Source organism: Sphingomonas faeni, assembly GCF_023195535.1.
GTDB classification, from domain to species: Bacteria; Pseudomonadota; Alphaproteobacteria; order Sphingomonadales; family Sphingomonadaceae; genus Sphingomonas; species Sphingomonas faeni_B.
In genome coordinates this window covers 260,572-283,508 of the sequence record NZ_JALPNF010000002.1, presented here as the reverse complement: position 1 = coordinate 283,508, position 22,937 = coordinate 260,572, and the positions used below count along the sequence as shown (strand labels likewise).

General features: G+C 66.1%; 17 protein-coding genes. 5 read left to right on the top strand and 12 right to left on the bottom strand.

Annotation, left to right across the window (positions count from 1 at the left end; translation table 11 throughout):
• Positions 1–23: 23 nt before the first annotated feature.
• Together SPHN_RS05740 and SPHN_RS05735 are read right to left on the bottom strand one after the other, a co-directional pair.
• Complete coding sequence (locus SPHN_RS05740) at positions 24–1,169, bottom strand: YdcF family protein (RefSeq protein ID WP_248521879.1); 1,146 nt, start codon at positions 1,167–1,169, stop codon at positions 24–26.
• Between the two features lie 5 nt (positions 1,170–1,174).
• Positions 1,175–3,733, bottom strand: coding sequence for a TonB-dependent receptor (locus SPHN_RS05735; protein WP_248521878.1), 2,559 nt, complete (start codon positions 3,731–3,733; stop codon positions 1,175–1,177).
• A 113-nt stretch (positions 3,734–3,846) separates the two neighbouring features.
• Here SPHN_RS05735 and SPHN_RS05730 point away from each other — a divergent pair, with 113 nt between their 5' ends.
• Positions 3,847–4,965 (top strand): ROK family transcriptional regulator, encoded by a 1,119-nt coding sequence (locus SPHN_RS05730; protein WP_248521877.1) that lies wholly within the window; start codon positions 3,847–3,849, stop codon positions 4,963–4,965.
• On the opposite strand, the gene SPHN_RS05725 is transcribed toward SPHN_RS05730, so the two are convergent.
• From SPHN_RS05725 to SPHN_RS05715, 3 genes are all read right to left on the bottom strand, one after another.
• Complete coding sequence (locus SPHN_RS05725; protein ID WP_248521876.1) at positions 4,940–5,227, bottom strand: hypothetical protein; 288 nt, start codon at positions 5,225–5,227, stop codon at positions 4,940–4,942. The genes SPHN_RS05730 and SPHN_RS05725 overlap by 26 nt on opposite strands.
• 10 nt (positions 5,228–5,237) lie before the next feature.
• A complete protein-coding gene (locus SPHN_RS05720; RefSeq protein WP_248521875.1) occupies positions 5,238–6,014 on the bottom strand; it encodes an SDR family NAD(P)-dependent oxidoreductase in 777 nt (258 codons plus the stop codon).
• 88 nt (positions 6,015–6,102) lie between these two features.
• On the bottom strand, positions 6,103–7,626 hold the full coding sequence (locus SPHN_RS05715) for a GH39 family glycosyl hydrolase (RefSeq protein ID WP_248521874.1): 1,524 nt from the start codon (positions 7,624–7,626) through the stop codon (positions 6,103–6,105).
• Positions 7,627–7,737: 111 nt separating this feature from the next.
• Between SPHN_RS05715 and SPHN_RS05710 the strand changes: the two genes are divergently transcribed.
• Positions 7,738–8,850: an SMP-30/gluconolactonase/LRE family protein gene (locus SPHN_RS05710; RefSeq protein ID WP_248521872.1), complete on the top strand. Its 1,113-nt coding sequence runs from the start codon at positions 7,738–7,740 to the stop codon at positions 8,848–8,850.
• Between the two features lie 145 nt (positions 8,851–8,995).
• Here the strand turns inward: SPHN_RS05710 and SPHN_RS05705 are convergent, their stop codons facing one another.
• From SPHN_RS05705 to SPHN_RS05695, 3 genes are read right to left on the bottom strand one after another with little or no spacing between them, the layout of a single operon-like run.
• Positions 8,996–9,469: a cupin domain-containing protein gene (locus tag SPHN_RS05705; protein ID WP_248521870.1), complete on the bottom strand. Its 474-nt coding sequence runs from the start codon at positions 9,467–9,469 to the stop codon at positions 8,996–8,998.
• Positions 9,466–10,572, bottom strand: coding sequence for a Gfo/Idh/MocA family protein (locus SPHN_RS05700; protein ID WP_248521869.1), 1,107 nt, complete (start codon positions 10,570–10,572; stop codon positions 9,466–9,468). The genes SPHN_RS05705 and SPHN_RS05700 overlap by 4 nt, the downstream gene beginning before the upstream one ends.
• Positions 10,573–10,616: 44 nt before the next feature.
• Positions 10,617–13,649 carry a TonB-dependent receptor plug domain-containing protein gene (locus SPHN_RS05695; RefSeq protein ID WP_248521867.1) on the bottom strand — a complete coding sequence of 1,011 codons (3,033 nt, stop codon included), beginning with the start codon at positions 13,647–13,649 and terminating at the stop codon, positions 10,617–10,619.
• Between the two features lie 369 nt (positions 13,650–14,018).
• On the opposite strand from SPHN_RS05695, the gene SPHN_RS05690 reads away from it, so the two are divergent.
• The gene (locus tag SPHN_RS05690) at positions 14,019–14,627 is read left to right on the top strand and encodes a gluconokinase (RefSeq protein ID WP_432715057.1); all 609 of its coding nucleotides are present in this window, start codon (positions 14,019–14,021) and stop codon (positions 14,625–14,627) included.
• A gap of 37 nt (positions 14,628–14,664) precedes the next feature.
• On the opposite strand, the gene SPHN_RS05685 is transcribed toward SPHN_RS05690, so the two are convergent.
• Both SPHN_RS05685 and SPHN_RS05680 read right to left on the bottom strand, forming a co-directional pair.
• Positions 14,665–15,342 carry a FadR/GntR family transcriptional regulator gene (locus SPHN_RS05685; protein WP_248521865.1) on the bottom strand — a complete coding sequence of 226 codons (678 nt, stop codon included), beginning with the start codon at positions 15,340–15,342 and terminating at the stop codon, positions 14,665–14,667.
• Positions 15,343–15,385: 43 nt separating this feature from the next.
• Positions 15,386–16,744 (bottom strand): GntP family permease, encoded by a 1,359-nt coding sequence (locus SPHN_RS05680; RefSeq protein ID WP_248521863.1) that lies wholly within the window; start codon positions 16,742–16,744, stop codon positions 15,386–15,388.
• A gap of 294 nt (positions 16,745–17,038) precedes the next feature.
• Between SPHN_RS05680 and SPHN_RS05675 the strand changes: the two genes are divergently transcribed.
• Both SPHN_RS05675 and SPHN_RS05670 read left to right on the top strand, forming a co-directional pair.
• Positions 17,039–17,308: a helix-turn-helix domain-containing protein gene (locus SPHN_RS05675; RefSeq protein ID WP_248521861.1), complete on the top strand. Its 270-nt coding sequence runs from the start codon at positions 17,039–17,041 to the stop codon at positions 17,306–17,308.
• 133 nt (positions 17,309–17,441) lie between these two features.
• Entirely contained in the window at positions 17,442–20,450 is a 3,009-nt protein-coding gene (locus tag SPHN_RS05670; protein WP_248521859.1) for a glycosyl hydrolase family 28-related protein, read from the top strand.
• On the opposite strand, the gene SPHN_RS05665 is transcribed toward SPHN_RS05670, so the two are convergent.
• The gene (locus tag SPHN_RS05665; protein ID WP_248521857.1) at positions 20,451–21,701 is read right to left on the bottom strand and encodes an SGNH/GDSL hydrolase family protein; all 1,251 of its coding nucleotides are present in this window, start codon (positions 21,699–21,701) and stop codon (positions 20,451–20,453) included.
• Positions 21,698–22,909 (bottom strand): endo-1,4-beta-xylanase, encoded by a 1,212-nt coding sequence (locus SPHN_RS05660; RefSeq protein ID WP_248521856.1) that lies wholly within the window; start codon positions 22,907–22,909, stop codon positions 21,698–21,700. Before SPHN_RS05660 ends, SPHN_RS05665 begins: the two co-directional genes overlap by 4 nt.
• Between the last annotated feature and the right edge of the window lie 28 nt (positions 22,910–22,937).

The following is a 22,937-nucleotide window of genomic DNA, read 5'->3' as shown; positions in this document are numbered from 1 at the left end:
CAATGCGTGCCTGAAATAATCGTTCATGGATCGAGAGGATCGCGCGGATCGTGGCGCATGAATAGCCGCGACGCCTGAAATTCGAGATCGTACACTGACAGCCGCCGCCCGACCGCGCCCGGCAGATACCCCAGTTCCGTGCGGTTGCGGTCGGTGAAGGTCGGGCTCTCGATGTATTTGCTCTGCTCGGCGTCGGTGACGATCAGCGTCGGACGATCGAGCGGGATACCGAGCGCCACCATCCGCCGCGTCGCGTTGCGCAGGTTGGTGGTCGTGTGCCGCGCGTACGGCTCGAGGATGACGCGGTCGGCGGGGATGCCGTAGCGCTCGACCAGTGCGCGGCGGATCTCGACGGCTTCGACGAACCGCGTGCCGCGCGGATGCACCGCGCTGCCCGAGACGAGGATGAACGGTGCGAGACCCTGGCGATAGCGTTGCGCCGCGAGCAGCGCGTGGAGCTTGCTGCGTGGGCTGAGTTCAGTGCCCGTATCTTCAGGACCGACGCCGGGCACGATCAGCAGCGAGTAGCGGAAGGCCTTCCAATCGGTCCGCGCGGCAAGTGTGCGTGCGCCTGCATTTTCGCGCTGGTCGAGCGGTTCGAACCGCGTCGCCGCCGTCGCATCATTGGCATCGAGCAACGCCACAGCCAACCGCACGCTGGCCGAGATCGTCGCGGGCGGCGAATCCGACGCGGTGCGCGCGGTATCGATCGCGACCTTTACGCTATCGGTGAAGAACGGCGTGCCGGTCGGGAAGATCGGTCCGTCGATCTTGGGATAGCGTCCGGGCAAGCCGAGGCCGTAGACTCGCAGCACCACGTTCAGCGCTTCGAGCTCCTGATCGATACCGACTGCAACTGGCAGATCCGCATTCGTCGTGATCGACCGCAAAGCGCCGGTCTTGGCCAGCCTTTCCGCCATCATCGCCCGGTCCTGATCGGTCCAAATCGTCGCCTCGATCACGCAGGCGGGTACGCCAACGCACGCGGCAATCCGTCCCGCCCGCGTATCGAGCGCGCCAGCCGGCAACCGCCCCAGCGCGCCGAGCATCGGAAACAGCCGCTCCGACAAGGTGTCGACGACCGTATCGCTGACCGCCACCGGTGCGGACGTTTCCGCCCACACCGGAGCCGCCGCCGTCATCGCCAACGCCGCGAGTATCAAACGCAAGCCCGTCACCAGGACTTGCTGACCACGAGGCGGACGTTGCGACCGAAGATCGGGCGGCCGTAGATCGCATCCGCGGTACCTTGGCCGCTCAACTGATCGGTGCGCGTGTTGCCCTCGGTCAAGCCCTTGGCATTGAACAGATTGTCGCCGACGACCTGCATCTGCCACGTGTCGTGCGTCAGCGTGAGCCCAGCGCCGACCGTCTGATACGAAGGCAGGGCAGTGTTGTTGAAGAAGTCGACATAGCGTTTGCCGGTATATTCGTAGCGGCCGTACAGCTGCACCGAGTTGCCCGCGACGTCGAAGTCGACCGAGGGGCGGATATTGCCATAGACCTTCGGCTCGCGGACAATCTGGTTGCCCTCGACGTCGCCCGCGCTCGCGCCGTTGGCGTTGACGAGGCTCTTATACTGCGGATCGCTGATCGTCAGCGCGCCGGTGACCGCGAAACCGTGCGGCAGCGCGAGGTTGCCGTCGATCTCGATGCCCTTGATCTCCGCCTTGCCGACGAATGGCACCGACTGGTCGTTGCGGCCGGTGACCGGGTCGAGCGCGACGAACGACGCGTTGAGCGGATTGTAGCGCGTGTAGAAGCCGATCAGGTACAGATACGACCGGCCGAATGCGGCCTTCAGCCCGACCTCATACTGGTTCGCCTTCGACGTGATGATCGTCGGGTTGATCTGGTAGGTAACCTGCGTCGACGGCGGCGTTTCGAGATGCGACGCGCGGGCGTACGCGCCGAGATGCTGCGTGACGTCGTAGTTGATCCCGCCGGTCCAGTTGGTGATGCTCGGGCTCAGCTTCGAATTGATAATCTGCCCGGTGAATGCGCGGACCGCGTTGTCGGCGAGCGTGGTCGGGTCGCCAAGGTTTGCGGAGGTCGTCGCGAAGGCATAGCCGTTGAAGCTGTAACGTTCGTGGCGGACACCGCCGTCGAGCGTCAGGCCCTTGGTCAGTTCCCAAGTGTCGTTGGCGTAGAGCGCGTACATCTTCGCGTCGGTGTTGCCGCGGTTGAGCGTGGTCGTATAGCGCAGCACGCCGTTGTCGGTGATCGAACCGACCGCCTGGCCCGCGGCGTTGTACGCGATCAGATCGAGCGTCCGCGGCTTGCCCTTCACCTCGAGCAGATAGTCCTGATACGCGACCTCGTTGGTCTCGCCGTACAGGCTGCCATACACGCCGACGCGGAGATCGTGCGTGCCGAAGCCGGTTGCGATCGAGCGCGTGACGCTGAGGTCGCCCTGCGTCGAATAATATTTCGAGACGACGTCGCGGAACTGCGCGGGGACGACGAGGCCGGAGGCGGCGTTGGGGTCATAGACTTCGGCGCCGTTGGTGCCTGCGATCGCATAGCCGAGCCGGGTCACGCCCGCGCCGAACGCGGTCCGTGCCGCGCCGAGGTTGCTGGCGGCATAGGCGTTGGCGTCCGAGGGGTTGGTGGTCGAATACAGCGCGTTGAAATGGAGCTTGCCGACGCTGACGCCGCCCTTCGCCGCGACCTTCCAGCCGTCATAGTCCGCATCGTACTGGACGCCGACATTGCCGAACTGGGTGTGGCGACCATTGCCGAGATCGGCGTCGACGTTGCGCGTCGTGCCGTCGGCCTCGCGGAAACGGATGTTCGCGTTGCGCAGCGCGGGCGAGTTCATCGTGCCGCTGAAGAAGTCGATATACTGGTTGAGCGACTTGCTCGGATCGCGCGGGTCCGCGGTCGGGATCGGCAGATAGAAGACGTTGTGGTCGTTCAGGTAATTGCCGGACACGCGCAGCGATCCGTTCGAGAAGTCGTGCTTGATGTTGGCGCGGACCTGGCCCCCGCGATCGTTGGGGAAGCCGTTGTCGCGGTAGCCGTCGTGGCGGCGCAGGAACCCGCCGATCGCGTAATAGGTCGAGTCGTCGATCGGGCCCGCCTGGTACGCATCGAGCCGGTAGAGCCCAGTATCGCCGAGCGTCACCTGCGCCTTGCCGCGCGTCGTGTCGGTGCCCGACACGGTGATGTTGTTGACGATCGCCGCGGCATAGCTGGCATAAACCGGGGCAGGGCCGCCGCGCACCACCTCGACGCGCTGCGTCATCAGATCGAACCGGTTGATGCTGTCGCCGCGGAAGAAATTGCCGTCATTCTCGTGGAACATCGGCAGTCCGTCCTGCTGGAAAGTGACAAGCCCGCCGTCGCTCGGCAGGCCCCGCAGGCGGATGATGTTCTGGACCTCGCCGCCGGTATTCTCGACTGCAAAGCCGGGGAGCTTGCCGAGCAGATCGGCGAAGTTGATCGGCGCGAGCTTCTGGATGTCGGCGTTGCTCAGCGAGTTGACCGCGTAGGAGACGTCGAAGCGGCGCTGCTGGCGAGCCGAGCCGGTAACGATGATGTCGCCGCCGCCCGCGTCAGGCGCCGCGGCGTCGGGTGCGGATGCTTCCGGGACCGTATCGGCCGGGACCGTATCGGCCGGGGGCGTGGCGGCAGGCGGCGTGGTGGGGGCGGTCTGGGCCCAGGCCGGCGACTGCGCGGCGATGCTCAACGCGAGAATGGCGCAACCCGTGCGCAAGCCAAATTTGGTCATCTGTTCGTCCCCAGCCCTGTTCGATGCCACGCCGCTGGACGTGGAATATGACGATTTTAATTAATTTCACGAAATAAACTAATCGACTATCGGGATCGGCGAGGGAGTGGGCGATGGCCTATGCGAAGCTGAGACTGGACGATGACGAGCGGCGGATCATGCAGGTCCTGCGCTCGGTCGGTGGGCGATCTCGCAAGCAGCTCGCCGGCGATCTCGCGATGAGTGCGTCGAAGCTGACGCGGCTGTCGAGCAACCTGCTCGCGCACGGACTGATCGAGGAATGTCCGAGTTCGGAGCCGGTGACGCCCGGTCGGCCCGCCGTGCCGCTGCGGATATCGCCCGATGCCGGCTATGCGGTCGGTGCGATGCTTCACCGCGGGCTGATGGAGGTGGCGCTCGTCGACTATGCGGGCGGGGTGATCGCGCACAGCTCGCAGCCGTTCGACGATCCCGATCCACGCGTTTTCGCCGCGCGCGTCACGGAATCGATGCACGACATGGCGATCGAGAACCGGCTGCTCGGGCGGCGACTGCTGGGCGTCGGGATCGGCGTTCCGGGCTCGTCGCTGTCGCCCGAGGGGAACCGGCGCTGGACGGTCGACAGTCTTGGGGCATGGCGCGGGATCGATCTGAAGACGCTTTTCGAGGAGCATATCGGCCACCGGATCTGGATCGAGAACGATGCCAATACGGCGGCGCTGGCGGAATATTATGTCGGCGGGCTGATGCGCCGCTGCTCGACCGCGGTGGTGATCCTGCTCGGCCATGGGATCGGCGCGGGGATCATCGTCGAGGGGCGGATCCTGCGCGGAGCGATGGCGAGCGCGGGGGAGATCGGCTGCCTCTATCCCAACGACCGGCCACGCCCCTCGACGCTCGACCTGTTAATCACGCTTCGCGCGGCCGGTTGCGATATCCACTCGCTGGTCGATTTCGAGGCGGTGGTCGCGGGGTATGAGGATGTCGTCGATGCCTGGGTCCGCCGCGCGGCCAGCCAGATCGCGCCGATCATAAACTGGGGGCTGGCGTGGATCGATCCGGGCGAGTTCGTGATCTCAAGCCCACTGCCAAACCGCATCCTGCGCGCGCTGGTCGAGCATATCGACTTCGGCGCGATGCACATCGGCGATCATGTCAGCGGCCTGCCGATCATCTCGGTGTCCACGCTGGAGGGTGCCGCCGCGACGATCGGTGCGGCACTCCTGCCTATCCACGCGACGGCGGTGGCGTGAGCCGCGCCGGATCGGGCGTATAGCCGAGTATGAAGGCGATCACGGTCTCGGCGGGCATCTCGCAGGGGCGTAGCACGGGCCGGTCCGCCAACCTGTAAAGGTTGAAACTGATCCGTGCGTTGCCGCCCAGTTCTTCGCCCCAGACCCAGCACCGCCGACGATCCGCCGAAAGATCGACCGTGACGCCCCAGCGACGGCCAGCGAACAGACCCTCGCTATAGCCGGTCGGCAACCGGTCGAGCGCAGCGAGAAACGGATCCACCGGTGCCGTATCAGAGCGTGTCGATCACGCCGCCATCGACGCGCATCGCCGCCCCGGTGGTGGCGGAGGCAAGCGGCGAGGCCAGATAGACGACCATGTTCGCCACCTCCTCGACCGTGGCGGCACGGCGGATGATCGAGCTTGGTCGATGCGTCTGCACGAACGTAGCGGCGACCTCGTCGATCGGCTTGCCGGTCTTGACGCGTTCGTCCTCGAGCATCGCCTCGACGCCTTCGGACAAGGTCGGGCCGGGCAGCACCGAATTCACCGTCACGCCGGTGCCCGCCATCCGCTTGGCGAGGCCCCGTGCGAGCGCGACGTCGGCAGTCTTGCTGACGCCGTAGTGGATCATCTCGACGGGAATGTTGAAGGCGGATTCGGATGACAGCAACACGAGGCGCCCCCAGCCGTTCGTCGCCATGCCTGGCAGGTAGGCACGCGCCAGTCGAACGCCGGCCATCACGTTGACCTGCCAGTGCCGGTCCCAGGTCGCGTCGTCGACGTCGAAAAAGTCGGCGGGTTGGAAGATGCCGAGATTGCTGACGACGATATCGGCGTGCGGCACCGCGGCGACGAGTACGTCATGACCGTCGGCGTTGCCGAGGTCTGCGGCCACCCCGCGCGCATTGCCGCCGATCTTCTCAACCGCGGTATCGACCTTCGCCTGCGCACGGCCATTGACGATGACGGTCGCGCCCGCCCGTGCGAGCCCTTGCGCGATCCCGAAGCCGATGCCTTCGGTAGAGCCGGTGACGAGCGCGGTCTTGCCGGTAAGATCGATGAGCATGACGGTGTCCTGTGGTCTGTGCGGGGTGGTGCTCCAATCCTCGAACGCGACGAAAGTGTCCGACTGTTCCGGCCAGGCCGTGCTCGGTTCAGGCCGGTGTCAGCTCGATCATCACCACATCGTGATCGCGCATCGGCAGGTCGATCGTCGCCTTGCCATCGGCGCGGACCCGAAGCGTGCTGGTGGTCGGCAAATCCCGCGTCGCCGCCTGCAGCTGCGCAAGCTGCGTCTCGGTCAGCACCGCTGGCCTGCCCATTTCGAGATACGCGGTATAGGCGTCGTTCTGGCGAAAGCCGGTGCGGCGTACCGTGACGCGGTACGACCCCGGCTTCAGGCTGCCGAGCTTGATATCGAGCGGCGCCGCGGCGGCGGGAACGCGGATTTTGGTGAAGAACGGGCGATTGCTCACGGGCTGGTCGGGCAGGACGTCGCGCCATGCGAGCAGCTGGATCGTCCGGCCCTTGATCGCGGCGATGCTCTGGGCGTCGCCGGTCGGCACTTCACGGTCGCCCAGCTCGGCGAGGTATTTATAGGCGAACCACGTCGCTTTCCGCACACCCTGCGGCGTCATCAGCCCAAAGCCGCCCTCGAACGGCTTGGCCTGCGGCCCGGGTTCCTCGAACAGGTCGCTGAACGTCCAGTAGCTCATGCCCTGCGCCAGCCCCTCGGTGCGTCGCAGCTTGGAGAGCACATAGGCCGCGCCGAGATAGTCGTCGTGGATCGGATCGCGCGGATTGTAGCTGGTGCTCCATTCGGTGAAGAACAGCGGCAGTCCGGGGCGGCCGGCGGCATCGATCTGCGCGCGCACCGCGCGGACGTCCTTCACGACGGCATCGGGATCGCGCGACAGTTTGTTATCGCCTTCGCCCTTCTCGTCGAGAAATCCGCCCTCGACGCCGTAGGTATGCGTGCTGACGAAATCGACCGGGAGCGCATTGGCTTTCGCATACGCGAGAAATTCGGGCACCCAGCCAGCGCCTGCGGTCGCCGGCCCGCCGACGCGCAGCGCGGGATCGATCGCCTTGATCGCGCGCACGGTGCGTTTGTAATAGTCGAAATAGGCGGCCTGGTCGGCGCCTTCCCAGAAGCCGGCGAGATTGGGTTCGTTCCAGAATTCGAAATACCAGCTGCGGACTTCCTTGGCGCCATAGCGGTCGATCATGTGGCGCGTGAACGCATCGACCAGCGCGGTCCATTTCTCCGGCTGAGGATGCGACGTGTTGCCCTTCCAATAAAAGATCGTCTGGTCGGACGTTTTCATCGCGTCGGGCGTGAAGCCGAGTTCGACGAACGGCTTGAGCCCCATGCCGAGCAGCCGGTCGTACAGCCGATCGAGCTTTCGCCAATCATAGACCGGCTTGCCGTTGACCTCGCGGTACACGCCCAATTGGTCCGCAAAGACGTTGTGGAAACGGATGTAGCGGAAGCGCAGGTCTTTCCGGACGAGCCCGAGTTGCGCGAGGCTGTCTTCGCGTTGCAGCGTGCCGGGAAAATCGGCGCCGATGGAAAGCTCGGCCATGCGGTCGCGCGGCGTCGACGGTGCGCGTACATCCACCGCGATCGTCCGCGCGGCGATGGCCGCCGACACCGGGCTGGATACGATGGCGCTCAATCCCAACGCCGCAGCGCATCCCCATTTTGGTATCGACACCGTCATCCCCTCGCTTTTATCACCGCACTTTGAGCGATAGCGCTACCAAGTGCAACGCGGGGGGATGCTGGCATGATTTTGGAACCGACCGGACACGACCATTCGGCGCCCGACCTTCGCCACGGCGCTGTGCTGGATCGGCGCGGCATGCTGATCGGCGGACTTGCACTGCTCGGCATCGCTGGGGGAGCGGCGGCGCGCGGGGCAGTGGTGCGCGCCACAGAGGCGGGCGAGGCAAAGGTGGGTGCGGTGGTGCCGCGGATCGCACGATTGTCGCCGACACTCGATCGGATGATTGCGCCCGACGCGGTTATCGAGACGCTCGCTACCGGGATACGCTGGGCAGAGGGGCCTTTGTGGGTCGAGGCCGGGCAGTATCTGCTGTTCTCCGATCCGGCGGCCAATATCGTCAGGCGGTGGCGCAAGGGGGGGCCTGCGACGCCGTTCCTCGATCCCTCGGGGGCGGGCGGAACCGATCCAAAGCGCGTCCGCGAGCCCGGTGCCAACGGACTGGCGCTCGACCGGACGGGCAAGCTGCTGATTGCCAACAGTGGCGGCCGGTCGATCGACCGCGTCGACCTTGCCACCGGCCGCCGCACGGTCTTGATCGACCGGTATCGCGGTAATCGCTTCAACAGTCCGAACGACCTGCACGTCGCCCGCGACGGTGCGATCTACTTTACCGATCCGCCTTATGGACTGGTCGATGGCGACGCCGCGCCGGACAAGGAGATGACGGTCAACGGCGTGTATCGCTGGACGCGGGACGGTGGTGTCGAGCTGCTCGACGGCGGCCAGACGCGCCCCAATGGGATCGCGCTGTCGCCCGACGAGCGGCGGCTCTACGTGTCGGTATCGGACGAAACCGCGCCACGGATCATGGTCTATGACCTGGATTCCGCGGGGCGGCCTGGCAACGCGCGGGTCTGGCTCGATGCGAAACCGATGCAGGCGCGCGGTGGCGCGGGGCTGCCCGACGGCATGAAGGTGGCGCGCGATGGCACGCTGGTGTGCTCGGTGCCCGGCGGGATGATGATCCTGACGCCCGAGGCCGAACCGCTTGGGCTGATCTCGACCGGGGCGCCGATCGCCAATTGCGCGTTCGGCGAGCGGGGGAGGGCGCTGTACCTGACTGCGAACGACCGCGTCCTGCGCGTGCCGCTGCGCCGCGGTTGGTGGGGGTGACCTTGAGTCCTGAATCCTCCCCCGCCAGGGGTAGGTGGCGCGAAGCGACGGAGGGGGGGGGCGACGCAACAGACGTTACCCTTCCTCCCCCTCCGTCAGGCTGCGCCTGCCACCTCCCCCTGGCGGGTGAGGATTAGAAGGCCCGTTACCGCCGCACGGGCAGCTTCGTGCCGAGCAGTACGAGGCGGCCGCCGGTGATGCCGAACCGGTGCGGGACGCCCGCCGGGATCAGCATGACGTCGCCCGGCTTCAGCACGCGCGTAGTGCCGCCGACGATGCGGTCGCCTTCGATGAGGTCGGGCTTGACGGGTTTCGCCGCCTCGAGCGTTCCGCCGGAGATCAGCATTCCGGCGCCAGCGATGACGATCGCGTATTCGGCCTGGTCCGGATGCACTGCCGGGCGTCCCGGCGTCTTCCAATATTCGAGCGCGGCCACCGTTTCGCCGTCGCGCACCAAGGGCTGCCACGCAAAGCCCTGTCCGGGTTTCATGCCCTTCGCCATCGCCGCGACCTGCGAGGTCACGTCGGCACCCGATGCGAAGGCAGTGGGATCCGTGGTCTGCGCCGTTGCAGCAACCGACACGAGCGCGAGGGCAACAGCCACCAGACGCGCGATCATGCGCGACCGTCCAGGCGGATGGTCCGCCCTTCGCGCGCGGAACGGTAGATCGCCTCGACGATGCGCATGTCGCGCAGGCCCTCTTCGCCCGATACGATCGGCTCGCGCCCGGTGCGGACGCAGTCGACGAGGTGATCGAGTTGCCCCGCGAACTGCGTCTTGCCGGGGCCGGGCGGCGGTGTGACCGCGCGCTCGCGGCCGTCCTTGCCGACCCACATGTGGTTGCCGTCATAGCGCGTTGCCGGCTCGAGCTCGATCCGGCCGGCGTCGCCCATCAACAGGATGTGGTTCTGGTTGGCGCTGTACATCGACTGGCATCCGGCGATCGCGCCCGAGGGGAATTCCAGCGTCCAGTCGATCATGTCCTCGACCTCGGTAAAGCGCGGATCGCGGCGGTCGGTGGATTCGCGTGCGGTCACCGCGATCGGTTCCTCGCCGGTCATGTAGCGCGCCGCCTGGAGGCTGTAGATGCCCATGTCCATCAGCGACCCGCCACCCGACAGCGCGCGTTTCAGCCGCCATTTCGATGGGTCGCCCTGAACGAACCCATGCTCGGACCGGACATAACGGATTTTCCCCGCCGCACCGGTATGCGCCAGCCGCATCGCCTCCAGGTTATAGGCCTCGAAATGGCAGCGATAGCCGATCATCAGCTTGCGGTTCGCGGTCTTGCACGCGGCGATCATCGCCTCGCATTCCGCGACCGAGACCGCCATCGGCTTTTCGCACATCACGTGCTTGCCCGCCTTCGCCGCGCGGATCGTGTACTCCGCGTGTAGCGCATTGGGCAGGCAGACATAGACGATGTCCACATCCGGATTGTTTCGGATCGAGTCGAAATTGGCGTAGGAATAGACCGCGCTGGCGGGCAGGCCGTGCTCGGCGGCGACCCGCTTCGCCTTGACGGGATCGCCGCTGACCACGGCGGCCAGCCGGCTGTGCGTGCAATTGGCGAACTGGGGTATGATGACGTCGAGCCCGTACGAGCCGAGCCCGACGATCGCATAGCCGAGCTTGCGGTCGGGCCGCCCTGCGCCGCACGCCGCCGAACTCAGCGCCAGTGCGGCGGCGGACAGGATGATATCGCGTCGTGCAAAATCCATGAAAGAGCATCCCGGCGTTTGGAAGGATAGGCGATCCGGACCCGTCAGAACCGCGCGCGCACGCCGATCCGGTAGAACCGGCCCAATGTGTCGTACAATGCCGGGTTCACGTCGAGCCCCGTATTGGTCTGTGGCGATGGCTCGGGATCGTGATCGAACAGATTGTCGACCTTGAAGAACATGCTCACCTGCTTGGTGACGTTCAGTGCACCGCCGACGTCGAAGTAGAACGCGCCCTTCATCGTGTTGTTGTCGATCGTCGGGTTGTTGCTGGTCGAGACCGGGCAGTTGCCGGCCGAGCACACGACATACTGGTTCCCGTACACGCCGTCGCTGAACCAGCGCTGCTGCAGCGTGATGCTGAACGCGTCGTTGTCGTAGCTCTCGGTGACGAGCCATTTCCAGTTCGGCGTCGCGCCGGTGTTCGCGCCCGCGGAATCGACCGGGATCGTGCCGGGCAGGCCCGGATCGGTGACGTACTTGATCACGTGCGTGGTCAGCCCGCGCAGGGTGAAATTGCCGTCGATCCCCAGCGGTTTGCGCCACTGATAGCTCGCCTCGATATCGAACCCATCGGTCTTGATCGACGCCAGGTTGAACGACTGGACGTTGACGAATTTGGAATCGCTGTCGAGGTCGAACGCCCCGCAGGTGTCGGGGATGTTATCCACGAGGCAGAGGTTGACGACCTGCTGTGCGGACAGGCTGGAGATCACGTCGTTCAGCTTGATCTTGTAATAGTCGAACGACAGGCTGAGCCCGGGCAGCCATTTCGGCCGCGCATAGACGACGCCGAGTTCGGTGTTGAGCGCGATCTCGGGCCTCAGCGCCGTGTTGCCGATCGTGTTCTGGATGATGAGCACCTGGCGGCCGTTCGGGTTCTCGGCCGTCCGGCGCGGATCGGTGAAGTTGGGGACTGTTGTCGTCACCGGTGCCGCGAACAGCTCGGACAGGTTCGGCGCGCGGACGTCGCGCGACGTCACCGCGCGGAAGCGGAGCCCGTCGAGCGGCGTGTCCCAGGTACCGCCGACCTTCCAGGCATAGACGACTCCCGAGGTCGAATAGCGCGTCGCCCGGCCCGCCGCGTTCACGTTCGCGCGACCCAGCGTGTCGGAGTTGAGGATCGGCAGGTTCAGCTCCAGGAAGCTTTCCAGGACGTTGTACTTGCCCGTTCCGTTCTTGTAGTTGCCGGCATACCAGTTGCTGCCGTTCACCGAATTCAGGCTGGGATCGGCCGGATACAGCGTCGAGTTCGGGCTGATGTCGGAGACGCCTGCACCATAAGGATCGGCGTTCACGCGGTAGAATTCTCGGCGGTATTCGATCCCCGCCGCGACCGCGAGCGGCCCCGCCCACAAAGTGATCGGCTCGCCCGAGATGCTGCCCGCGAAGGCGTCCTGCGTCTGCTTGGTATGCTGGAACGGCCCCGCGGCTGGCGTGACATAGGCGAGCGCCGCTGCCGACGGTGTCGCGCCGCCGAAGATGTTGATCGGCTGGCAGCCCGCGGCGCGTGCGGCGGCGTCGGCGCAGACGATCTGACCGTTGATCCGCGTCGCGTTGATCGCCTGGTTGTAGCGTCCGGTCAGGCTGATGTTGTCGACGTCGATGTCGGTGATGTTGATGCCGTGCTCGTACGACGCGTCATAGGTCCAGTTCGTCCCGAGCACGTCGGCCTTGCCCTTCAGGCCCCCGACGAAGCGATATTGGCGACGATCGGTGTTCACCCTGATGTTCGGCAGGATCGCGTTGCTTAGGCCGTACTGGAAATTGGTGATGCCGTTCGCCGCGCAGGCGGCCGAGATCGACGCGGGCAGATAGGGGTTCGCGCACTGCACGGTCAGCCCGGTCTTCGCGGAGCCGGGATTGGGCTGGTTGTGCGTCTTCACCTGCGCGACGTTGGCGGTCATATAGACCTCCATGTCGGGCGCGACGTCGTAGCTGATGCGCGTATAGCCGTTGAGGCGCTGGATCGCGGATTGCAGCGAGGTGCCCGATCCGACATGCCCCGACTGGTCGCCGCCGACGCAGAAGCCGACGAAGCAACCGTTGACGTTGCCGGCCCTGTCCTTGGCCGGCACGCCGTTCGATCCGTACTGGAACGGGAAGGGCTGGCCGTTGGCGTCGAACGCGGTGCCCTGCAGCGGGCCGGCGCTGATCAGGCCGTATTTGGTGTATTGGTACGCCTGGCCATGATCGCGCACCAGATATTGCGGCGACCCGTTATTCATGATACCGGTGTTGACCAGGGTCGTCGCACGGTACCAGTCGCGGCTGCCGGCGAGGTCTTCGCCGAAATTGCCCGGGCCGACGCCCTGTTCCTTGGCATATTCGCCGCTCAGGATGACGTGCAGCCTGTCGTTGGCGAAGTTCTTGCCGACCGCCGCCTGGAACAGCACCTGGCCGTCGTCGCCATAGGTGGTCACGCCGGTCTGGACGTTCGCCTTGAACCCGGTGAACTTCGTATCGGTGATGAAGTTGATCACGCCGCCGACCGCATCCGAACCGTAGGAGGCGGACGCACCGCCGGTGACGATGTCAACGCGCTTGATCAGCAATTGCGGGAACTGGCTGATGTCGGGCACGCCGGTGACGTTGGCACCGACGACGCGCTGGCCGTCGAGCAGCGTCAGAGTCCGGATCGTGCCGAGACCACGCAGCGAGAACGAGCTGAGCCCCTGCGATCCGCTCGACGTGCTGAACGTCCCCGTGTTGGCGCCGGTCGAGCCCTGGAGCGAGGGCAATTGCGCCACCGTCGTGAATATGTTGGGTTGCGCGTTCTTGAGGATCTGTTCCTCGCCGATCACGGTCGTGGGGGTCGGCGCGTTGAAGCCGCTCGACGTGATGCGCGTGCCGGTGACGACGATATCGCTGACCGAGGCAGGCGTCGGCGCGGTATCAGGCAGATCGGCGGGCGACGTCTGCGGGGTCGCGGCGAGTTCGGGGGCGGGGGCGGGGGCAGGGTCGACGGTCTGAGCCAGGGCAGGCGTGCAGGCCAGCGCGGTCGACAGCGCCATCAGGCTGGTAACGATACCATCAAATCGTCCGAAAAGTCGCCGGTCGCGCTTAGCCGTTGTCATCAGTCGATCCCCTATCCGCCCACGGTGCGTGCCGGTGATCCGGCTTGGTCATGCCATCGTGTATCGTCTGGTCTATCGCATCGCGTGCCGCGCGGCATCTACGACCAAGGTCGCAATCCGCGCCGGGCAGGCGGCGCCATGCGCGGCACCGCTCCCAGCGCAGGCACGGGCGCAGGTATGGTCAGAGGCAGGGGCATGATCGCATGTGCGGCGGTCATCGCCGGTTGCTTTTCGGCGTGGGCGCGGTTTTTCCGGCACATCATGCCGGATAGGCGGTCGTGCCGGCTAGGACGACTGCGACAAAGGTCGTAATGGCCAAGCCCGCTCCGCCGCCCGATAGCGTAATGGCGGAGCAGTCGACGAGGGCGCGTGGTGCAGGCAAAGCGAGAGACTTCAGGGAACCCGGGTGGCGATACCCCAGGTGACAGCCTTGTCAGGGGCATCGTCGTCATGGGCGTGAGCGGCAGCGGCAAATCCACATTGGCCGCGCATCTCGCGCAACGGCTCGGTTGCCCGTTACTCGAAGGCGATACGTTTCATGCACCGGCGAGCATCGCCAAGATGCAATCCGGTCATGCGCTCGACGATGCCGACCGCTGGCCGTGGCTCGATCGCGTGGGGGCCGCGCTCGGTGACGCCGCGCTCGAGACGCAGACAGAGCACGGTGGCATGGCAGTGGCCGCCTGTTCCGCACTGAAGCGCAGCTACCGCGAGCGTCTGTCCGCGGCATCCGCCGTGCCGCTGGCGTTCGTGCTGCTCGATACGGCGCCCGCGGAGATCGCGCGCAGGCTGGCAACGCGGGCCGGGCATTACATGCCGGCAAGCCTGCTCGACAGCCAACTCGCCACACTCGAGCCGCCGGCACCGGATGAAAACGCACTGACGCTCGATGCGGGCCGGACGCCGGACGCGCTGGTGGCCGACGTGCTGGCATGGCTCGTGATCGCAGCGCCCCGATCGGAGCAACAGCGCGGCTGACCTGCCTGCCGAATGCGACAGTGGGCACCGAACCGGATCACGGCATCAGCCGTTTGCGCCCCTGCGACAAATGCCAGCGCATCGCGAGCGCAGCGCCATCCGCGTCCCGTGCCCGGATCGCCTCGACGATCGCATCATGCTCGTCCATCATCGCCCCGATGACCTCGGGCGGGCGCGAGCGGGAGATATCGACGCCGGCACGCAGGATCCGCATCACCTCCTCGTGGAGATGGTCGAACACCAGCAGGAACGCGGCGTTTGCAGTCGCCTCGACGATCGCGCGGTGCAGGACCCAGTCCTCGTCATGCGCGGGCGCGTTCGACAGCAACGCGCTGCGCAACGCCTCCAGCGCCCGTTCGATCGCCTCGAGCTGATGATGCGATCGGCGCGATGCCGCGAGCCGCGCGGCCTCCGCCTCCAGCACGAACCGCACTTCGTAGGTGCCGAGCGTCGTCGCCAGCGCGTCCATCGGCATGTGCGTGCCGAGCCGCTCGGACGGGCGGCGCTTGACGTAGGATCCCGCGCCCCGCCGTGCCTGGGTGATGCCATCGGACGCGAGCCGGGCCAACGCCTCGCGGACGATCGTCCGGGACATCCCGAACGTGGCGGCGAGTTGCGCTTCGGATGGCAGCCGATCGCCGACCGCAAGCTTGTCGTCGGTGATGATCCGGACGATCGCCGTATAGGCGCGATCCGCGAGCCGTAATTCGGTCACGACCGCACGTCCTGCGGTGGCATATACCCTGATCCCGCCATCGTCAGACGACATAGCTCAGCGCCATCACCAGCGCGAGGCCGACCACCGAGATCGCGGTCTCGAGCAGCGACCAGGTGCGGAACGTGTCCGCGGTACTGGTCCCGACATAGCTCTTGACCAGCCAGAAGCCCGGATCGTTGACGTGGCTGAAGAATACCGACCCTGCGCCGATCGCCAGCACGACCAGCTCGGGCGATACCCCCGAGCTGGCGACGACGCCGGGCATGATGCCGACCGCGGTAATCGTGGCCACCGTCGCCGAGCCCGCGGCGAGCCGGATCGCGACCGCCACCAGCCAGCCGAGCAGTAACGGCGAGATCGCGTACATCATCACCGTCCGCGCGAGCAGGTCGGACAGGCCGGCGGTCACCAGCACCTGTTTCAGCGCACCGCCGGCACCGATCGCGAGCAGGATCGCGCCGGCCGCACCCATCGTCTCGTGCCAGACCGCATCCTGAATCGCAGCCTCGCGCAGCCGCCGCCCGAACAGCAACGGCAGCGCGAGCAGGTTCGTCAGGAGCAGCGCGACGACTGGATTGCTCGCCGCGACCAGGCCGGGCGCGCCCTTCAGCGTCGGGATCATCTGGCCCAGTTCGCCGGTTGCGATGAGCAGGACCGGTAACAGCACGATTACCAGCGACAGCAGCCGCGAGGGCGTGGCGATCGCCAGTCCGGTATCGCGCAGCACCGGCGATGCCAGTCGCACGCCGCGGGTGGTGAATTTGGCCAGCAGCGGCCCGGCGACAATCGCCGTCGGGATCGCGATGAGGATTCCGTAGAGCATCGTCAGCCCGAGGTTCGCGCCGAGCGCCTCGACCGCAAGCAGCGGGCCGGGATGCGGTGGCACCAGCGCATGCACCACGCCGAGACCCGCTAGCGCGGGCATGATCAGCCGCAGCTTGGCCTGATCGCGCGCGGCATCGCTGGTCCCTGCCGTCATCGCGGACATTTCCTCCGCAGCCGCGACGACGATCGGCAGTAGCAGGACCAGCCCGGTCTCGAAGAACAGCGGCAGTCCGATGACGATCGCGATGCCGAGCGTCGCCCATGGCGCGGCGCGGGTACCGGTCAGGTTCAGTGCACCCTTGGCGAGCGACGCGGCGGCGCCCGACAGATGCAGCATCGCCCCTAATGACAGCCCCAGCGCGACGACCAGACCGGTGCCGCCGATGATGTCGCCAACGCCCTTCTGGACCGCCTTGGCGACGTCCGGCAGCGGCAGCCCCGCCAGCAAACCGACCGTGAAGGCGCCGCACAACAGGCCGATGAACGGGTGCAGTCGCCCGCGCACGATCATCACCACGGCAAGCAGGATTCCCGCCAGCGCGGCGATGATCAGCCTCAGGTCGCCGCCGATCATCGGCGGGTACCCTCAGACCTGGCAAGGCGCTTGCATGGTGGCGACATCGACATCCTTCCCTGCGATCCGACGGCGCGTTCACCTGTCGACTGGTATCGATCTGTAGGACAGGTATTTGCCAACTGCCACTAGAAAAGGCTTGATACGGTAACGAACAGCGGAGCATAGTATAAACCTGTCCAACCGAATCTGTAAAAGCAGAATAGGGGACCGAGAGCTTGAGCCTTGTTGCCGCGGCATCAGACTGCGGGGTGAAAGAGTGCGGCGTCAAAGCCGAAACGGTGGAGGATGATCATGGAAGCGACTGTTCGCGATGCTTGCCGACCCCTGCGCGCAAATGCTGCCCCGCCAGTGTCGCTGCGTCCTCCCCAGCTGACTCCGACCCAGATCAAGGTCCTGCGCGGCGTTCACTCGGGGTTGCTCAACAAGCAGATCGCCTATGACCTAGGGATCGCCGAGGCGACCGTGAAGGCCCACATGACCGCGTTGATGCGCAAACTGAACGTGCGCAATCGCACGCAAGTGGCGATCGTCGCGCAGACCCTGGTGCTGCACCCCGCCTGATCGACCTGCGCCACGAGCCGCGCGCACGTGTCCGGGATCGGGCTCGATATGTGAGCAGACAATCTCGCTCCCGGGCTGGCGACCGCGAAATCGTTATCCGCAATCACGGCCCGTCATCGGGGATAGGATCGACATGACCATGAAATGGCTGCTGAGTGGTGTGGCATTGCTGCCCGTGCTGTCCCCCGTCGCGGCATTCGCGAAGACGAATTCGGTCTATCTCACCCGTCCCGACGATCCACGCGCGGTGACCGTCAAGGGCGTTGGCGACGGGCGTGCCGACGACAGCGCCGCGCTCCAGCAGGCGATCGACGCTGCGGCAGCGGGCGGGAAGGGCGGCGTGGTGTTCCTCCCGTCGGGACGCTACCGGATCAGCCGCACGATCTTCGTTCGATCGGCCGTCCGGATCTTCGGCATCGGCCCCACGCGTCCGGAGATCGTCCTCGGCGACAATAGTGCGGGCTACGCATCGGGCGTCGCGGCGATGCTGAGTTTCACCGGCGAGGATCAATACCGGGTCGGCAAGGCGCCGGTGCCGCCGCCCACCAGCGTGCCGTACGACCCGGCGATCTTCGATGCGACCTCGAGTACCTTCTATTCGGCCCTGTCGAATATCGATTTCCGGATCGGCGACGGCAATGCGGGCGCGGTCGCAGTGCGCTTCCGGGTCGCACAGCATGGCTATCTGCGCCACGTCGATTTCCACATCGGTTCGGGGCTCGCCGGGGTCTATCAGGCTGGCAATGAATTCGAGGATTTGCGGTTCTTCGGTGGCCGCTACGGAATCATCTCGGAGAAGACCTCTCCCGCGTGGCAGTTCACGCTGATTGACTCCGAGTTCCAGGGCCAGCGCGACGCCGCGATCCGCGAGCACGAGGTCGACCTGACGCTCGTCAACGTCGCGATCCGCGATACGCCGGTCGGCATCGAGATCGATCGCGGCCATTCCGACTCGTTGTGGGGCAAGGACGTCCGGTTCGAGAACGTCACTCGGGCGGGCGTCGTCGTCTCCGCCGAGAACAGCGTCTTCACCCAGATCGGCTTCGACAACGCCGTCGGGATCAATACGCCGACCTTCGTCCGCTTCCGCGACAGCGGCAAGACGGTCGCGGGAGCCGGGCCACGCTACCGGGTTGCGGATTTCTCGTACGGACTGAAGCTGCCGGCGCTCGGCACGATCGGCGCGTATGCGACCGATGTCACGATGGCGCCGTTGGCCCGCGTTCCGGTCCGCGCGATACCGGCGATCCGTGCGCTACCGCCGGTCGGAGACTGGGCGAACGTCCGCGATCTGGGCGTAAAGGGCGACGACACCACCGACGACACGGCGGCACTGCAACGCGCGATCGACACGCACCGCGTGCTGTATCTCCCGACCGGCCGCTACCGCGTGTCCGACACGGTGAAGTTGCGCGCCGATACCGTCTTGATCGCGCTGCACCCAGGCCTCACTCACCTCTACCTTGTCGATCAGACGGCGGGCTATGCCGGGGTTGGCCCACCCAAGGCGTTGGTCGAGAGTGCCCGGGGCGGCAACGCGATAGTCTCCGGGCTCGGCCTGTGGACCGGCGGCGTCAATCCGCGCGCGACCGCATTGCTGTGGCGCGCTGGCGCGGCCTCGATGGTCAACGACGTCAAGATCCAGGGTGGGGGCGGTACCGCGCTGACCAAGGGAAGCCCGATCGGTTTTGGCGATCCCCGCGCGCGGTTCGACGGCCAGTCGCCGAGCATCTGGGTGACCGATGGCGGCGGCGGGACGTTTGCGGCGATCTGGTCGCCCAACACGCTCGCGTCCTCGGGCTTCCATGTGTCGAACACCAAGACGCCGGGGCATGTATACCAATTGTCGGCCGAGCATCATTACCGCGCGGAAATCGTCCTCGACCATGTCGAGAACTGGGAGTTCCTGGCGCCGCAGACCGAGCAGGAGGTGCGCGACGGGGTCGATGCGATTTCGACCGAGATCCGACATTCGCGCAACATCCTGTTCGCCAACTATCACGGCTATCGCGTCACCCGCTCGATGAAGCCGATGGATGCCGCGGTGAAGCTGTATGACTCGGGCGATATCCGGTTTCGCAACGTCCACGTGAACGCCGAAAGCGGGTTTGCGAGCTGCGATGCGAAGGGCTGCGGCACGTATCTCCGCGCGAGCAAATACCCGTTCGAGACCGCGATCAAGGACATCACGCGGCGCCAGGAGGTGCGCGAACGCGAGTTTGCGCGCCTGGACGTGCCGCCTGCTGCCACAAGCGCCGCGCTTGCCTCCGCCATCCCGGTGTCGACCGACGTCAAGAAGCTGGCGGACGGCTTTTATTCGATCGCCGGTGGCGCCGTCGATGCGCACGGCAAACTCTATTTCATCGACCGGCATTTCCAGCGGATCCATGGCTGGACCAAGGCCGAAGGGCTGTCGATCGTTGCCGACGCGCCGCTCGATCCGGTCAATCTGGCGGTCGATCGGTCGGGGCATCTGCTCGTGCTATCCTCAGCAGGGCGCGACGCTACCGTGTACAGCTTCGATCCCGCCAAGCCCGCAGCTGTTCAGGTGATCGCACCTACGCCTGCTGCCGGGGGAAAAGGTGCGGCGACTTTGCTTCCCGCCAACGTCTGGGCGAACGGCGAATTCGCCGACCGTATCGATCCCACGACCTATCAGTTCCCGACCATGGCGGACATGTTCGCGACCAAGATGGCAGAGCCCAAGCCCGAGGAATATCGCTCACCCGATGGATCGCTGGCGCTGCCTGCGTTCAGGGTCTGGAACCAGGGACCCGACGACCACCAGGGGTGGCGCTGGTCCGACACGCTCGACGCGTACGGACTGGTGTCCGCCGCTCCCGGCGCGCGCGTCGTCCTGACCAACGCGTCGGAAAATCGGACCTATGACGGTCTGGTTGGCGATCAGGGGCGTGTCACCGACCTCAAGATCGTCGCCGACCGGGGTGGCGAAAGCGCGGTTCGCGATGCCGCAGGGCAACTCTACGTCGCGAACGGCCAGGTGTTCGTCTACGCCGCCGACGGCACGTTGCGATGGCGCATCGACACGCCGGAACGCCCTTTGCAGCTCGTCATCGGCGGCGACGACAATCGAACGCTCTTCATCCTGACGCATCACGCCCTGTACGCGGTTGCGATCTGATCAGCGCCGCCCGCTACCGAACAAGGCCAATGGTACTGCCTCGCCCATCCGGCGATAGCCGGCTTCGGATGGGTGAAGGTGGTCGCCTGAATCGACGGCGGGATCCAGCCTTGCCGGTTGTGCCGGGTCGCGCATGACACGATCGAAATCGATTACCGCGTCGAATAGGCCGGATGTGCGGATGAACGTGTTGATGGCCTGTCGATCCGCTTCGGATGCTGGTCCCGGGTGATAATAGTCGTTCCCGCCGAACGGCGTGATCGTCGCCCCAATCACCTTGATGTCGTGCGCATGCGCCCGCGTCACGAGTTCGGTGTAGGCAGTGATAATCTGCGTCACGAGCGCGGCGTGCTGGGCGGGTGTCGCTGGTGCCTCCCGCGTGAGTACGCCGAGATCATTGACGCCTTCGAGCAGGATCGCCCAGCGCACGCCGCTGCGCGCTACGACGTCGCGGTCGAACCGCGCCATGAGGTTGGGACCCAGCCCGTCGAGCAGGATACGGTTGCCACCGATCCCGGCATTGACGACGCCGGTACCGCGGGTGGCGGGCGTGCGCCGCAACCGTTCGGCGAGAATGTCGGTCCACCGCGTGTTGCGGTTTGGCTTGACGCCGTAGCCGTCGGTGATCGAGTCCCCGATCGCGACGATCGACCCCGCGTTGGCCGCCCCCGATACTTCAAGATCGGCGAGTGCGTACCAATGCGGGGTTTGCGTAGCGCCTGCCAGGCTTGCATCGGCGACATGATTGCCCGCGAGCGCGAAGCTGATCGCGCGCGCGCCCGGATGTCCGGTCTGTGGAACCGCGGCCTCGGGCAGATACAGGCTGACGGCGAGATCGGCGCCGGCCGCGACCGGCATCGCGACGGGATCCGAATAGAGTTCGGCACCCGCGGGGATGACGGCATCGGCATGGCCGGCAAAGGTCAGTCGCACCCCGCCGGTGATCTCGCCAGTCTGAGGCGCCGAACTGCGCGCGACGTGCCCCGCGGCGATGGTGAGCGGTCGCGTCCCGAACGCGTTGGACAGGCGGACACGGAGGTGATCGCCCCCTGCCGACAGCCGGATCACCTGACGCAGCGTGACCGCGCGTGCGCGATCCGCGGGCAACGCATTGTCGCCGTCGGCGATCATCTGCGACGAGCCCCAACTCGCGATCCAATGACGCGCAGGCGCAGTGTGGGCAGCATCCCGCGCGCCCGCACTGGCCGCGAGCAGGGCGGCTGGCAGAAGCGCTATCGCCCAGCGACTCATCGGCGCGCCCCTTCGCGGGCAACAGTCTTCGACGTCGCTCGCAGCGGGGCGGCGGCAATCGCGCCCGCGATCGCCGCACGCATCGGCTTGGCGACGAACCTGTCGTCATATGGGCAGGGGCGGCGGCGGGCCTTGTCGGGGCGAGGCTCGAAACCTTCGATCCAGCTGTAGCGATCGGACATGCCCCATAGCAGCACGTCGCGGACCGACGGATAGGACAGCATGAGATCGAGATACCCGCGTGTGAAATCCGCCACCGCGCGATCGCGCGCGGCGATGTCGCCCGGCAGCTTGTTGTCGCGAACGTCGAGTTCGGTGATCACGAGGCCATACCCCATCGCCGCCACCGCATCGAGGAAGCGACGCCATTCGCCCTCAAGCGCGGTGATCGCCGCGCGCGTATCGGCGCCCTGCGTCACGAGGTGGGACTGTACCCCGAGCGCATCGACGGGCACGCCGCGTCGCTTGAATCCCTCGAGCAAATTCAGCACGCCGGCCCGGTGTTTGGCGTTGCCGGGTTCCCAGCTCATATAGTCGTTATAGACAAGTTGGGCATGCGGGGCGGCGGCGCGTGCAGTGTGGAAAGCGAGATCGATCGTCGCCTCGGGACCGCCCAGCGCGCGCGACAGGGCCGTCTGGTACAGCGTCGAATCCGCCGGATTCACCGCTTCGTTGACGACGTCGTAGCTGCCGATCTGCGCGTCATAGCGGCGGCAGACGGTGGTGATATGTTCGACCAGAAGACGCTCCGCCGCCTGTGCCGGGTTCGCGCCGAAATCATGACTTTCCTCCCACCGCGGCATCCATTTCGGCTGATGCCACAGCAGATTATGGCCGCGCACCGGCAGTCGGCTGGCCTTCGCCCACGCCATCATCGCGTCCAGATGGGCAAAGTCGAAGCGGGTCGCGCTTGGCCGGATCGCCTGCCACTTCATCTCGTTCTCCGGCACCAGCAGCCCGCAATCGCGCGTCAGCAGCGCGGCGTAAGCGGGGTTGGCGAACGATCCGCGATCCGCGCCGGGCCGTCCCCAGGCAAAGCACGACCCAAGTCGCATCCCCTTGGTCGCAGCGATCGACTGCAAGCTGGCGACACCGCCGTCCAGCGACGGGATCGCGGCACCAGTTTGCGCCAAAGCCCCGCCTGCAGTGCCCGCAGCGACGGCGAGACCGCCCAACATCGCCAGCCCGTCGCGTCGCGTGATATCCACCGAACTCTCCTATTTTATCATTATGATA

Coding starts and splice junctions, on each gene's coding strand:
- SPHN_RS05705 (WP_248521870.1), bottom strand. CDS start 9,469: ATGATCGCGCGTCTGGTGGCTGTTGCCCTCGCGCTCGTGTCGGTTGCT.
- SPHN_RS05670 (WP_248521859.1), top strand. CDS start 17,442: ATGACCATGAAATGGCTGCTGAGTGGTGTGGCATTGCTGCCCGTGCTG.
- SPHN_RS05735 (WP_248521878.1), bottom strand. CDS start 3,733: ATGACCAAATTTGGCTTGCGCACGGGTTGCGCCATTCTCGCGTTGAGC.
- SPHN_RS05720 (WP_248521875.1), bottom strand. CDS start 6,014: ATGCTCATCGATCTTACCGGCAAGACCGCGCTCGTCACCGGCTCTACC.
- SPHN_RS05680 (WP_248521863.1), bottom strand. CDS start 16,744: ATGATCGGCGGCGACCTGAGGCTGATCATCGCCGCGCTGGCGGGAATC.
- SPHN_RS05700 (WP_248521869.1), bottom strand. CDS start 10,572: ATGGATTTTGCACGACGCGATATCATCCTGTCCGCCGCCGCACTGGCG.
- SPHN_RS05665 (WP_248521857.1), bottom strand. CDS start 21,701: ATGAGTCGCTGGGCGATAGCGCTTCTGCCAGCCGCCCTGCTCGCGGCC.
- SPHN_RS05710 (WP_248521872.1), top strand. CDS start 7,738: ATGATTTTGGAACCGACCGGACACGACCATTCGGCGCCCGACCTTCGC.
- SPHN_RS05730 (WP_248521877.1), top strand. CDS start 3,847: ATGGCCTATGCGAAGCTGAGACTGGACGATGACGAGCGGCGGATCATG.
- SPHN_RS05695 (WP_248521867.1), bottom strand. CDS start 13,649: ATGACAACGGCTAAGCGCGACCGGCGACTTTTCGGACGATTTGATGGT.
- SPHN_RS05675 (WP_248521861.1), top strand. CDS start 17,039: ATGGAAGCGACTGTTCGCGATGCTTGCCGACCCCTGCGCGCAAATGCT.